General features: G+C 34.9%; 10 protein-coding genes and 1 pseudogene. 3 read left to right on the top strand and 8 right to left on the bottom strand.

From position 1 onward, the window contains the following. Window positions 1–371: 371 nt before the first annotated feature. The 8 genes from F6K54_RS07400 to F6K54_RS07365 form a co-directional block, all read right to left on the bottom strand. Window positions 372–833 carry a DUF2267 domain-containing protein gene (locus F6K54_RS07400; protein WP_293076067.1) on the bottom strand — a complete coding sequence of 154 codons (462 nt, stop codon included), beginning with the start codon at window positions 831–833 and terminating at the stop codon, window positions 372–374. A 488-nt stretch (window positions 834–1,321) separates the two neighbouring features. Beyond that, entirely contained in the window at window positions 1,322–1,570 is a 249-nt protein-coding gene (locus F6K54_RS07395; protein ID WP_293076066.1) for a hypothetical protein, read from the bottom strand. Window positions 1,571–2,503: 933 nt separating this feature from the next. After that, complete coding sequence (locus F6K54_RS07390; protein WP_293076065.1) at window positions 2,504–2,638, bottom strand: hypothetical protein; 135 nt, start codon at window positions 2,636–2,638, stop codon at window positions 2,504–2,506. 304 nt (window positions 2,639–2,942) lie between these two features. Next, the gene (locus tag F6K54_RS07385; protein ID WP_293076064.1) at window positions 2,943–4,139 is read right to left on the bottom strand and encodes a methyltransferase domain-containing protein; all 1,197 of its coding nucleotides are present in this window, start codon (window positions 4,137–4,139) and stop codon (window positions 2,943–2,945) included. A 1,074-nt stretch (window positions 4,140–5,213) separates the two neighbouring features. Then, window positions 5,214–6,596 carry a hypothetical protein gene (locus F6K54_RS07380; protein ID WP_293076063.1) on the bottom strand — a complete coding sequence of 461 codons (1,383 nt, stop codon included), beginning with the start codon at window positions 6,594–6,596 and terminating at the stop codon, window positions 5,214–5,216. Between the two features lie 146 nt (window positions 6,597–6,742). Continuing rightward, window positions 6,743–7,216, bottom strand: a complete 474-nt coding sequence (locus tag F6K54_RS07375) for a hypothetical protein (protein ID WP_293076062.1) — start codon at window positions 7,214–7,216, stop codon at window positions 6,743–6,745. Beyond that, window positions 7,213–7,737, bottom strand: coding sequence for a DUF3368 domain-containing protein (locus tag F6K54_RS07370; protein WP_293076061.1), 525 nt, complete (start codon window positions 7,735–7,737; stop codon window positions 7,213–7,215). The genes F6K54_RS07375 and F6K54_RS07370 overlap by 4 nt, the downstream gene beginning before the upstream one ends. Before the next feature lie 168 nt (window positions 7,738–7,905). Continuing rightward, complete coding sequence (locus F6K54_RS07365; protein WP_293076060.1) at window positions 7,906–8,151, bottom strand: UPF0175 family protein; 246 nt, start codon at window positions 8,149–8,151, stop codon at window positions 7,906–7,908. A gap of 65 nt (window positions 8,152–8,216) precedes the next feature. Here F6K54_RS07365 and F6K54_RS07360 point away from each other — a divergent pair, with 65 nt between their 5' ends. From F6K54_RS07360 to F6K54_RS07350, 3 genes and pseudogenes are all read left to right on the top strand, one after another. Then, window positions 8,217–8,438, top strand: coding sequence for a hypothetical protein (locus F6K54_RS07360; protein ID WP_293076059.1), 222 nt, complete (start codon window positions 8,217–8,219; stop codon window positions 8,436–8,438). A 116-nt stretch (window positions 8,439–8,554) separates the two neighbouring features. Next, window positions 8,555–8,656 (top strand): annotated as a pseudogene (locus F6K54_RS07355) (nucleotidyltransferase family protein); the annotation flags it as partial. 90 nt (window positions 8,657–8,746) lie between these two features. Next, a complete protein-coding gene (locus F6K54_RS07350; protein WP_293076058.1) occupies window positions 8,747–13,354 on the top strand; it encodes a caspase family protein in 4,608 nt (1,535 codons plus the stop codon). The last annotated feature ends 504 nt before the right edge of the window (window positions 13,355–13,858 follow it).

Raw genomic sequence — 13,858 nt, 5'->3', positions numbered from 1 at the left:
CCATTATCAATTATCAATTAATGAATGAATCGTTGACTACTATTGAGTACTATAATTTACTTCTTACTTCTTACTTCTTACTTCTTACTTCTTACTTCTTACTTCTTACTTCTTACTTCTTACTTCTTACTTCTTACTTTTGACTTGATATATAGCTGTCCTAAATAGATTTTGAACAAATTTTAGTTATCTAAATATTGAGGGTTATTTCTCTTGATATATAGCTAATGTTCATATTCTATCTAGGATGACTATAAGAGTGCTGAAAATCCCAAAAAATATTTTCTCTTCCTTCTTTATTGCTCCTTGCTTAAAAAATTAGATACTAAAAAAACCTAGTTATGTTAAAGAGCAGAAAAAATATTAATTTCCTAAGCTTCGTTCCACATAACTTTAACTTTATCTGGCATAAAATCAGCTATTTCTTGAATTCTTTCTGGAGAAAGTTCTTCCTTTGTCGCGGAAAAAACAGCTTTAATTACAGTTTCCGGTGCTATTCCTTTAGGAACACCTGATTCTTGATTGATTCGGAAAATAAAAGTATCACCATCAAATTTAAGTGGTGGTCTAATTTTACTGAGAAAAGCAACAAGTGGATTATTATCTTTCCATAGTTCTGCTATTTCATCTGGATCTGTTTTTTCACTACCAGAACTTAAATCTGAGGCTACCTGATTAGATGCTTCTGTTGTCATTAAATCGCGCATTGTACGAAATACAATAACACTAATATCTCTGGCATCGTAAATATCTGGTAATCCTGCTTGAGTTTGAACTTTCTGAAGAAAAGGCAGAAATTTTTCATCTACAGGAACTTGTTGAGAATCTGTCATAATTAAATCCTTAAATATTATTAGGTGTTTAGATATTATCACATAGTTCAACAATTAATAATTAGGGTTTGCTGAATAAAGTATTTTGATAGGGGTATGAATTAGAAGTCAGGAGTCAGAATAAATGGGAATTATAGAGAAGGTAGTCGAAAAAATTTTCCCTTAATTTTTCTGCCATAATCGTCCCAAAATACTAGCTTTATGTAGCTCTTTCCACCAAAAAGCTGACACTTTTTTAGACCTAAAAATTCTACAACCAATATCAGTCAATGCTTTGATATTTAATCAGCAAACCCTAATTATTAATGATTAATGATTAATGATTAATTACCTCAGAGCAGTCCCTTTTTAGTTTCCTAAATCTATTTGTTGTTGACTGGGGGGAGTTGTAAATCCAGTTTTATCAAGAATATAAACTACTCCAACTGATAAAATTGCTCCTGGGATTAATCCAATTGCTATTAATACTAAAATAGAGCAGTCCCTTTTTAGTTTCCTAAATCTATTTGTTGTTGACTGGGAGGAGTTGTAAATCCAGTTTTATCAAGAATATAAACAACTCCAACCGATAAAATTGCTCCTACGATTAATCCAATTGCTATTAATACTAAAATAAACCGCTCCAGCATTACCTTAGTTTCAGGATTATAAGATTCTATGACTTCCATTTGGTCATTTTTATTTTCTTCTGACTCAACTGAATAATTATCTAAAGGTTGAAAATTTGAATTAGGCATTTTATTCATTCAGAGGTAATTGGTAATTGGTAATAGCTCAAACAGCCTCAAAATTTATGCAATAGTAGGTTTGTAGAACTGGATATAGTTATAACATTTTATCATAACTGATTAGAAGAAGTTAAGAGGGAAGAAGTAAGAAGTAAGAAGCAAGAAGTAAGAAGTTAAGAGGGAAGAAGTAAGAAGCAAGAAGTAAGAAGTTAAGAGGGAAGAAGTAAGAAGCAAGAAGTAAGAAGCAAGAAGTAAGAAGTAATACCAAATTCAAAAAAGGTAGTTACATCTTAATTTGTGATTTATTCCTAAAAGAAAAAATCATAAATTCCATAAATTCTAAAGTTTTCACTTTTTTTCCTCTTTGTTATTATGTTTTTCTTTCCCTGTTACCTGTTGCTTGTTGCCTGTTGCCTGTTGCCTGTGTCGTTACTGTAACAATATTTTATGAAATTGATATTAAGAGGGAAGAAGTAACACCATTTCTCAAAAATTTTTCTACATTTTATTGAGTGGGGGACCCACCCCTACTGGCAGTAGGGGGGAGTGGGTAGGGACGTTGCACAACGTCCGTACAGAGAAATAAATATAGCAATCAGGAATCAGATGTGAGAATTGAGGTGTTCCTTGTAAAGTATAGGATATAACAGTTATCTTATTCTTATATGTTCGTTTCTTCCCTATTCCCTATTCCCTATTCCCTCCATACCTAAAGCAAAAGTCTCCAATATCTCACAACTAAAATCATATTGCTATATAAGAATAATTAACGCTAAATAACGTGCCAATTATCAAAGCTGAAAACTGAGAAAACGCCAGATTTTTCCTTCTACCTTCTGCCTTCTGATACACAAAAAAATACAGTAGAAATTAATCTCTCGTTTCTACTGTATTTAAATTGACATCCTCCCCGGCCTGAAGGCACGGGGATTCCTGCCGAGCCTAAGCTCCTCGGTGGGTTGACGTTTCATTGGCTGCTGCTGCCTTGGCGGTAGTCTTACGCTTGCCTCCACGTCCGTTTAGAGTTTCCGAGTGCCCCCCGGCAACTAATAACAGTTTAGCATATATCCAATTCACTTGCATGCTCAAATAAAAAGTCGCCCTACAAGGGCAAGGCTTTAAACCCAATTTTTCGGTAAGCATTCAGCCGTCAGCTATGAGCTAGCCTCCTAGGTCGGAACTGCGGACTTCAGCTATTAATTTTGGATAAGATAAAAGCAACCTTTGAAATTGAGAAAGAATAAAAATTTACTGCCAAAGTCCCTTTTTTAAACCTGAGAAGTAATGAATAATTACTTATTGCTGATAGCTGACTGCTAATAGCTGAATGCTTACATTAGAATTACCCCAGTCTTTAATTTAAGACTATTTTTAATTTTATTCAACCACAATCTGAAGGACTACAACAGTCAGTATTATCATTAATACTTGTAACTCGATAATCTAAACCTTTAGTTTCTTTCGGATGCCTATTTTTAGAACGTCGGCAATCAAATTGTTTTGCTGAACTTAATGGAATATCTGTATAAGGTTCAACAGGTAAAAAATCTTGATAATAAGGACCATTTTGGTCTGTATAAATTTTGAAAGTTTTATCACAAACAGCCATTCTTTGACCTCTGTGCAAAGTATGACCATCATCATCAACTACCTTTTTCCAAGGACCTTTGTAAATTACAGCCTGATTCCTTTCTAAACATTCTCCTTCTTTTCCTTTAAAAGCACGAACTGTCACAGAATTAAATTCAATTCCATCTATTATTTGCCATGGTTTTTCTTGACGTTTAAGAATTTCAACTCCATAAAAACCAGCCTCTTCAAACATTTTCAGAAAAACATCTTCTCGAAATGCTCCAGCAATACAACCACTCCATAATTCCGGGTCATTAAGAATGTTTGGAGTGGGGTCTTCATCGCAGACAATATCAGAAATAACTGCTTTACCACCTCGCTTTAAAACTCTATAAATTTCACTAAATAGTTTTTCTTTATCTTGGGGGCGAACTAAATTCAACACACAATTAGAAATTACTACATCAACACTATTATCTGGAATTAAAGGTTGTTCTTTGCGGAGGGCATTACATTCTGATTCAAAAGCTGCTAGAGCATCAATAGAAGTAATTGGATTTGCGGTAAGCCACTGTTCAACTATGTCTAAATCAAGGGCTAAATCCTGAATTTTGCCTTTGACAAATTTGGTATTTTTGTATCCAATTTTAGTAGCTATTTCATCTTGATATTTTCGAGCTAATCCTAACATATCATCATTAAAATCTACTCCTATTACTTGCCCTTCAGCGCCAACCTTTTGAGCAATAATATAGCAATTTTTTCCAGCACCCGAACCTAAATCTACAACTGTTTCTCCAGATTTAATATAAATAGTAGGATCGCCACAACCATAATCTTTTTGAATAATTTCTTGAGGCAAAATATCTAGATGATTTTCCTCATATTCAGTCGGACAACATAGAGCTGGTTGTACTTGTTGAGCGCCTGCTTGATAACGTTCTAAAACTGCATTTTCAATATTATAGTTAGCAGTCAGTTTTTCATTTGTGGTTGTATTGGTCATTTTAGTTATCAGTTATCAGTTATCAGTTAGCCTCCTATAGGAGGAACTTCGTTAACAGTACCTCTACCTGTTTGCGCAGCATTCCGCAGGAAAGTTAGAGGCTTGAAATATTGAACTTTACTTTTTTTTCATCCCCTTGAAAGGGGAGGCTTCAGACATTATTTTTTGGTCATAGATAAGTCTTGTTCAAATTTTTCCCAATTCATTATATCTACCAAATAATCAAGCTGAAGATGACACGCATTAAGGAAATTTTCACAAAGTATGATTTATATCTTGTGAAAATTTATTTAGTTATATATTTTTATTTAAAACACTTTTAAATGAGTTTTTGCTGAGAAAAAGTAAAGAATAAGAGAATAAATAGATATACATTATTACACCAAAATTTGTTGAAATAATACATTTTACATACTACTCTGATGTCTAGACATCTCTATAAAAGGGGGATTAGGGAGAAATAATTGATAATTTCTTTGCGATAATTGATTTTATTTTTTGTATTTCATATAAAAAATGGTGATTTGTCCTGCATAATAATTGTTAAAGAGATATATATTTTAATTTCTTCCCACACTCTTTTTAGCATTACTATGTCACCAACAAATTGTGCTACTTACAAATCTCCCTATCTCCCCATCTCCCTATAAATCTGTGGTAGCAAACATTAACATATTTCATATTATTATTGGAGATGTCTTAATGTACGAGGAATAATTGATTAAAAGCAAACTAATTTATTTATCAAAATAATTGGGTATAAAACCCCACCTTTTAAGGCGAAATACTTTTGGAGAATTGCTCAAATCCCCTTTACAAAAATAACTTCTAACGTAAGCATTCAGCTATTAGCAGTCAGCTAGCCTCCTGCGGAGGAACTGTGTTAACAGCAACAAGATTCTATCTTTAAGAACAGTGTTTAAATTAACAACTGACTTTAAGGGTAATGGAAGCTACTTTTGCAGTCAGACAATTAATAAAGCTTTTATCATCAACTAAAAGTAATAGCTGATAGCTGATGGCTGACTCCTGAATGCTTACCTTCTAATTTCTGACTTTTGACTTCTGACTTCGTTAAGGTCGCTTTAATATATATCTTCTGACAAACCAAGCTAATAAACTGCCAATAATCACTAATATAAATTTGTACAATAGTGTATTTTGACAAAGAAAAAATTTGTTAGTAAACATAGATTTACATTCTGCTATTACATTAAAACCTGCTAAACTAGCAAAAGCTACTCCTGAACCTACTACCGCAATGAATTCTTGAAAGTCGCGATCGCTCTTGGCTTTTTCTGTTTCTATTTGAGTGTGGATAGCATTAATATTATCTTCTAATAATCTCAATCCTAGCTCAAAACTTTCTAAATCTTTTGTGATTTGCAAGAGATATTTTTCTTCAACTAATTGACTAAAGTTTTCTAAAAAATTGATGTTAGTTTGATTATATACTACTTTTTTTGTGGCTTTTTTAGTAATAGTTTGTAATCTTTTATCGTAATTATTTAAGTTGATTTCTATGGCACCTTGTTGAAATTTGAGATTATTGAGATTGCTGGTATATTGCTTGATAATAACTTGAACTTTACTCAGGATATCGCTAATTTTTTGCAACTTATTAATTTTGGCATTCTCTTGAGTAATATTTTCTTCTATAGATTCAGTTATTGTTTGAATTTCACGAAATTTTTCTTTAGTTTGACTTGTTAAAATACGGCTTTGACCGTAAGCCCAAATAATTTTGTGGTGGTAATAAAATAAGTGCATCCAGTCTGTATAGAATTCGCCTAATTTCTGGAATGTTTCTTGGTCTGGATAGATAGCAATAATAATATGTTGAATTTGAACAACAGTAAAAATTTCTTGATCTTCTAGTTTGACTATTTCTTGTTTTAAACTCTTGTCAGAATATTCAAAAATTCCTGCTCCAATAAATTCACCTTTGCTGTCAAATTCTATTTCTTCTGCATTGGGAAAAATTGCTTTGTAACATTCTTGGGCAATTTTTTCTATTTCTTCTGGAGTTTTTTCTGAGGAGTTGGGTAGGTAGGTAGATAGCATCCAGGTTTGACCTAATGTGGCGATATTTTCTCCTAATTTTTGTTGGATTTTTTCTCTTAATTCGGCAAAATATTCTGGTGTTTTTTTGTCGGGTACAGCAACTTCTAATAATAATCCGTAACTGTCTCCTAGTCGTACCGGATAATAATAACCATTTTCTATGGAAGTATCAGAATCTAAAGGAGCATAAATAGATTTAAGAAGGTGAAGATATTCTACTTCTAGATTTTGGTTGTTATCTTTTCTGTCTTGTTCTAATTTTTCTCGAATATCTGTATGGAATTTTTGATAAAAATATTGGCGTTTTTGTTCTATGTCTTTTTCATCATCACCAAGACTGTTTATCAAGTCATAGAGAAATAAGTCAATGGTGGAATTAATAATATCGGTCATTTCAGTTATTAGTTATTAGTTTTAATATAGTCAAAAAAAATGATTGGTGGGTTAGGGCGGATAACTATATAATATTGTGTGAGTTGATAGAATTATTCCTGCTTGGCCTGACCTACACAAAAGCTGAAAATTTTTGTAATTATGGTTTATTTATTCTCTGACCGATTTGGAAAAATAAAATTTAATAACTGCTCAAGCTTACTAATTTTTTTAGCTGTTTTTGATGGCTCTGGTGATGAGATAATCTGAATAGACATATTTGTAATTTCGTTACTTTTTAAATCTGAAGGATTGAGTTTGATAATAGGACGTTTAAGTGGTTCAATTTTGGTCGGGATAACTGTTGCTAATTCATCTTGACTGGGAATTAAATTTTTGGGAATATTATCAATTTTTTCTAGTTTGGATTTAATTTCTTGAAAAACTGCATTTAAAGGTGGGTTGCTGTAAATTATTTCCATTAAGTTAGATTGAATATCTGTTTCCCAAGCTGTGGGTCTAAGAGATAGTTGTTCAGCAACAATATAGAGACTATTTTTTTCCTCTGCATTTAAGGAAGTGTCTAATTCTCTGATTGCTAGTAACATAGATAATAAAAATTTGTTCATTGAATCATTCATAGTAAGTATCCTTTATTTGTTCTGTATTTTCGGATAATTTTAGTTATTAGCCTTTTTTGGATTCTTGTGCCAACTTTAATACATCTAGATACAATACCCTGATTGATATGAAAACCTGCTTTAGTAATTAAACTATCCATTAATGGCTGAATATTAGTAATTAGTTTTCTTTGTTTAGCAATTAACAATATGCCTAAAACTCCAATGACGTTTAACCCTAAACTAATAATTTTTTTTCGACCTGGGTTTTCATCTATAATTACTCGTTCAGCATCTAAAGAAACTGCTAAAGCTATTGTTTCTGATTCTCCTTGATGTAATTCATTCTCTAACTCTTCCATTAATAACCGATTCTTTAACTCACGTTTTTCTATCCAAGATAAGGTTTGAACTTCAATTGTACCAGGTACTATATAACCTAATTCTGTCATTTCTTCATAGACAGCTACCGGAATAATAATTGTCCCATAAATATCATGGAGTAAGTTAAGATAGCCAATAACTGACAAACTGTCCAACAATTATTAATTATTAATTATTAATTATTAATTATTAATTATTAATTATTAATTACCTTTTCTTTTCAAGGAAAGGATTGACTCAAAGGAAAATTTTTTCTTTTTTCTCCTTTAAAGGAGAGGCTTTAAACCTTAATTATTCGGTAATAGGGGAAGTATTACTGACAATAATCACAATTCACCCAATGTTTTTAATGTTTGTATTTCTTGTTGAAAGTCTAAACTATCATAGTTCACAAAAATATTTCTTTTAGCTAGTTCTTGACGGAATTCAATTAAAGATAAGCTAGCAAAATTAGCTGCTTTTGCACTACTGACTTGATAGTCTCTAAACATGATAATTGCTAGTTCTAATTGTAACAACTTTTCACTTTTTCCTGTTGCTTTTATAATCTCGTTGGGAATTACAATACTCATAGGATGTTAAAATATTTAAGCTAGGGGTAAAATTTTAGCATAAGAAAATTATAAATCAACTTGAGATGCTTGAGCCAGAAGAACTGCAAGAACTTAATCAAACAATTCAAAAATACCTGATTAATAAAAAGGGACTAGATGGACTAGATGCTTTTCATAAATCTTTAATAAATTCTGGGATTATAAAGCAAGTTAAACTTCCATCTTATAAACCAATAACTGAACGACGACTGATTCAAATAGAGGGAAAACCTATTTCTGAAACAATTATTGAGGAACGTCGTTAAATGGTAATTTACTGGATCGTTAATCTGAATTTATTTATCAACTTGGTAAGTCAATAATTAATAGTATGAAATTTGAAAATACATTGGCAAATATTTTGAATAATTATCGTCAATAAATATTGGAATTAGCTAATAAATATGGTGCTTATAATGTGCAAATTTTTGGCTCGGTGGCGCGGGGAGAAGCTGATGCTAATAGTGATATTGATTTCAAAGTCTCAGGTTGAAGGAATTTTGCAACAGATGGATGAACCATTTTAATAAAATACAATTAATTGATTTATTAATCTAGTAAATAATTGATAACTATGAATAGAGAAGCCTTAGTTGTTGGAATTAATCGTTACCCATTTTTGAAAAAAGAAAAGTTGGGAGATTTAAACCTTAAAGCTCCTGTTAAAGATGCTGAAGCTATTACTGATATTTTAGAAAGATATGGTAATTTTCGAGTCCAACGTTTGCCAAAAGGCTATGACGAGGAAGGTAAAGAAAGATTTATTTCTGATGGCTTAGTTAAGATTAATGACCTCCAACAAGCAATTATCAATTTATTTAATCCACCTCTAAAAAAAGAGGTTCCTGATGTAGCTTTACTCTTTTTTGCCGGCCATGGTTATCTAACAACTGAAGGGGGAATTCGAGAAGGATATTTAGTCACCAGTGATGCTCAACTGAATAGAAATATTTATGGTATTTCTTTAGCTTGGTTGAAAAAGTTATTACAAGAGAGTCCGGTTAAAAAACAAATAGTTTGGTTAGACTGTTGTTTTAGTGGTGAATTATTAAATTTTGACCAAGAATTTGACCCTGGAACTGAGGGAAAACAAATAAGTCGTTGTTTGATTACTTCTTGTCGTTCCTTTGAAAAAAGTGTGGAACAATTGAGTGGTGAACATGGTATTTTTACGGCAAAATTACTGGAAGGTTTAAACCCAAATAATCCAAATAATATTGATGGTTGGGTGACTAATTATAAATTGGCAGAATTTATTAAACAAAATATGTCTCAGACATCCCAAGCCCCGATGTTTCATAATTCTGGGTATGCGATTATTCTTACTACTAATACTCCTAACCAACCAATAGATAAACGCTGGAAAAATGTTGCTCCTTATCGGGGTTTATCTTATTTTCAGCAGCAGGAAAATGATGCAGTATTTTTTCATGGCAGAACTCGGTTAACTGATGAATTAATTGACCGAGTAAGAACTAATAATTTTGTCGCTGTTTTGGGAGCTTCGGGAAGTGGTAAATCTTCTTTATTACGGGCGGGTTTGTTATATCAATTGAAGCAGGGGCAGAAAATTTCAGGGAGCGATAGATGGCTTTATATTAATCCTTTTACTCCTACTGCATCTCCTCTGGAAAGTCTGCAACAGGCAATAGAAATTCCTACAGTTATGAGGTACATTGATGATCCCCCTAAATCCCCCTTAGAAAGGGGGACTTTGAAGACTCCAACCTTTTTAAGCTATATGGAGGAGGGAGCTAAAACTATACCTCACCGCCATAATATAGAAGAGGAACAACCAGAGAATTTAACTGAGAAATTAATTGAGTTTATTGAGGTAGCTGAAGTTGAAAAAGTGGTAATGATAATTGACCAGTTTGAAGAAGTTTTTACTCAGTGTCAAGGTCAAGAGCAAAAAGAACAGGAACGACAGAAATTTTTTGATGTTTTTTTAGAAGCGCTGGAAAGACAAGCCGATAAATTTTGTTTGGTATTGGGAATGCGAGCAGATTTTCTCGACCGATGTTCTGAATATGCGGGATTAGCTAATCAAATTAAGCAGCATCAACTATTAGTAACTCCTTTGCAAGAAGAAGAAATAAAAGAAGCAATTAAAAAACCAGCCGAATTAGTAGGAATCCAAGTACAAGATGGATTAATTACTAAAATAACTGAAGATTTTATGCGTAATCCTGGTAGTTTACCTCTCCTGCAATATACCCTTGATGCTCTGTGGAAATCTGCGATTCAAGGGGAAGATAAAAGTCAATATTTAACTCTGGCAACTTATAGAAAGTTGGGTGGAATTAAGAGTACTTTGACTAAGCGAGCTAATGAAGTTTTTGAGAGTTTGAGTAAAAAGGAAAAGTCAGTTGCTAAGAGGATATTTTTAGAATTAGTTCAACCTGGGGAACAGTCAATAAATTCTGGAAAAATAACAGATACTCGCAGAAGAGTAATTTTAGAAAAATTGCCTAATCAACGGCATAGTTTAGAGCTTTTGTCGAAAGTTAGTAATAAGTTAGCCGACAAAAATAATCGGTTAATTACTAAAGATAAGTCAGAGGGAGGAACAGTCTTAGATATTATTCACGAAGATTTAATTAGAAGTTGGAAAACTTTGAGGGAGTGGGTGGAAGAATATCAAGAAGTTTTACCGTTGGAAAGGAAGATTGAAGCTGATGCTGCTGAGTGGGAAAAAGATGGTAAAAAAGATAATTATCTAATGCCTCAAGGCTTGTTAGATAAAGCACAAAAATATCTGATTAAGTATGGTAAAATGGGTTTATTGGATGGAGTAGCTTATGAGTTTATTAACGCCAGCTCTAAACAAGAAAAAAGAAAGAGAAGAAACACTCAAAAGTTAAATCTACTTCTATCATTTATTTCAATTTTTCTGACTTGGGTATCTGCTTTTGCCTGGATGCAGCAAACAATAGCTAAATATAACAGTGAAATATCCCGTGCCCCTCAGTTAGCAGCAGAAACAGAGTTATTGAGAGCTAATAACCTTTACGACACAAGTGTTTTGTTGGGAGTCGAATCAATGCACAAAATCCAAAAACTTAAGGGATGGCCAGACTCTTGGTGGCGGAAAGTGGTCAGGATATTTTTTGGTAGTCAGTTTTCATCTCTACCTCAGAATGCAGTTGATGGAGTTATCCGCAAAGGGCTAACTCAACTGCCAGATCATTTGCATACTTTCAACCACCAGGGCTGGGTAAGAGCAGTAGCTTTTAGCTGTGACGGCAAAACTATTGCTACTGGAAGCAATGACTATACCGCCCGCCTCTGGGATACCGACACTGGAAAAGAATTAGCTATCCTCAACCACCCGAAGGAGGTAAATGTAGTAGCCTTTAGCTGTGACGGCAAAACCATTGCTACTGGAAGTCATGAAACCGCCCACCTCTGGGATGCCAACACCGGGAAAGAATTAGCTACCCTTAAACACAAGGCTCCCAGCCACAATGCCTTGGTAAATGCAGTAGTCTTTAGCCCCGACGGCCAAACCATTGCCACTGCAAGTGATGACTATACTGCCCGCCTCTGGGATGTCAACACTGGCAAAGAAATAGTGATCCTCAATCACCAGAACCCGGTAAATGTAGTAGCCTTTAGCCGTGACGGCCAAACCATTGCTACTGCAAGTAGTGACAATACCGCTCGTCTCTGGGATGCCGATACTGGCAAAGAATTAGCTACTCTCAACCACCAATACATGGTAAGATCAGTAGTCTCTAGCCGTGACGGCAAAATCATTGCTACTGTAAGTAATGATTTTGCCGCTCGTCTCTGGGATGCCCATAACGGCAAAGAATTACCTACCCTCAAGCACCAGAACTCAGTAATAGCAGTGTCCTTTAGCCCCGACGAGGAAATCATTGCTACTGCAACTGATGATAATACTGCTCATTTATGGGATGCCAATACTGGCAAAGAATTAGCCACTCTCAACCACCAGGGTAGGATAAATACAGTAGCCTTTAGCCCCAGCGGCAAAAGCATTGCTACTGGAAGTGATGACAATACCGTCCGCCTCTGGGATACCGATAATGGCAAAGAATTGGCTATTTTCAACCACCAGGGTAGGGTAAATACAGTAGTCTTTAGCCCGGACAGCCAAACCATTGTTACTGCAAGTTATGAAAATACCGCCCGCCTCTGGGCTGCAGACACCCACAAAGAATTAGCTACCCTCAACCACCAGGACAAAGTAAATGCAGTAGCCCTTAGCCCCGACGGGCAAATCATTGCTACTGCAACTGATGATAATACTGCTCATCTATGGGATGCCAATACTGGCAAAGGACTAGCCACTCTCAACCACCAGGGTAGGGTAAGTACAGTAGCCTTTAGCCGTGACGGCAAAACTATTGCTACTGGAAGTTGGGACAATACTGCCCGTCTCTGGGATACTACCACTGGCAAAGAATTAGCTACCCTCAACCACGAGTACTCGGTACATGCGGTAGCCTTTAGCCCCAACGGCAAAACCATTGCTACTGCAAGTAGTGCGACTGCCCGCCTCTGGGATACTACCACTGGCAAAGAATTAGCTACCCTCAAACACAAGTACGGAGTAGATGCAGTAGCCTTTAGCCGTGATGGCAAAACAATTGCTACTGCAAGTAACGACAATATTGCCAGGTTCTGGGATGCCAGGACTGGTAAAGAATTAGCTACCCTCAACTACCATGGCTGGGTAAATGCAATAGCCTTTAGCCCCGATGGCAAAACCATAGCTACTGCTAATAATGACAATACCGCCCGCCTTTGGGATGCAGACACCCGCAAAGAATTAGCTATTCTCAACCACCAGGGTAAAGTAAATACAGTAGTCTTTAGCCCGGACGGTAAAACCGTCGTTACTGTAAGTGATGACAAAACTGCTCGTCTCTGGGATGTAGACACCAAGGAAAGATTAGCTACCTTCAACCACCAGAACTCAGTAATAGCAGTAGCCTTTAGCCGTGACGGCCAAACCATTGCCACTGCAAGTACTGATCAAACCACCCACCTCTGGCGTTGGGCAACACCAAAAGCATTAATTCAAGAAGCTTGTAACCGTCTCAGTCGGAATTTAACAGCAAGGGAATGGCAGCAGTATATCAACAGTGACTTGAAAACATATCGGAAAACTTGCAAAAATCTTCCTGTTCATCCTTCCGTTAATCTTAAGTGAGGAATATGATTATCCTGCTACCGTGCATGAGCGAGACCCTCATACTATCCCTTCCTGAAATATCAAGATCGCTCTGTGTTAAAAAGGAAGGAATATCTAGCCGAAAACTTTACTCAAGCATCCTACAATATTGCGATCGCTTCCCCTGAGTGTATCTAAATTCAACATTACTATTGGACAATAGTTAAAAAAAAATCAATCTGCTGAAAGTTAGCATTCCTAAAGAAGAAATATCTAGCCAAAAATTTTAGTCAAGCACCTAACAACATAGCGATCGCTTTCCCTGACTGTATCTAAATTCAACATTACTATTGGACAATAGTTAAAAAAAATCAATCTGCTCAAAGTTAGCGTTCCTAAAGAAGAAATATCTATAGGACTTACGCAGATACGCTATATATAGTACTCATAACTATTGGACAATAGTTACTGGACTCTATACACAGTGTCTTTGCGTAAGTCCTGATCTAGAATTTTAGTCAAGCACCCTAAAAGATAGCGATC

The organism is Okeania sp. SIO3B5, assembly GCF_010692555.1.
Lineage (GTDB): Bacteria > Cyanobacteriota > Cyanobacteriia > Cyanobacteriales > Microcoleaceae > Okeania.
The sequence above is the reverse complement of the archived record's forward strand: the minus strand, read 5'-3'. Positions and strand labels throughout refer to the sequence as shown.

Excerpts from the sequence above, each read along its gene's own strand:
- F6K54_RS07400 (WP_293076067.1), bottom strand. The coding sequence starts at position 833 with ATGACAGATTCTCAACAAGTTCCTGTAGATGAAAAATTTCTGCCTTTT.
- F6K54_RS07395 (WP_293076066.1), bottom strand. The coding sequence starts at position 1,570 with ATGCCTAATTCAAATTTTCAACCTTTAGATAATTATTCAGTTGAGTCA.
- F6K54_RS07385 (WP_293076064.1), bottom strand. The coding sequence starts at position 4,139 with ATGACCAATACAACCACAAATGAAAAACTGACTGCTAACTATAATATT.
- F6K54_RS07380 (WP_293076063.1), bottom strand. The coding sequence starts at position 6,596 with ATGACCGATATTATTAATTCCACCATTGACTTATTTCTCTATGACTTG.
- F6K54_RS07375 (WP_293076062.1), bottom strand. The coding sequence starts at position 7,216 with ATGAATGATTCAATGAACAAATTTTTATTATCTATGTTACTAGCAATC.
- F6K54_RS07365 (WP_293076060.1), bottom strand. The coding sequence starts at position 8,151 with ATGAGTATTGTAATTCCCAACGAGATTATAAAAGCAACAGGAAAAAGT.
- F6K54_RS07360 (WP_293076059.1), top strand. The coding sequence starts at position 8,217 with ATGCTTGAGCCAGAAGAACTGCAAGAACTTAATCAAACAATTCAAAAA.
- F6K54_RS07350 (WP_293076058.1), top strand. The coding sequence starts at position 8,747 with ATGAATAGAGAAGCCTTAGTTGTTGGAATTAATCGTTACCCATTTTTG.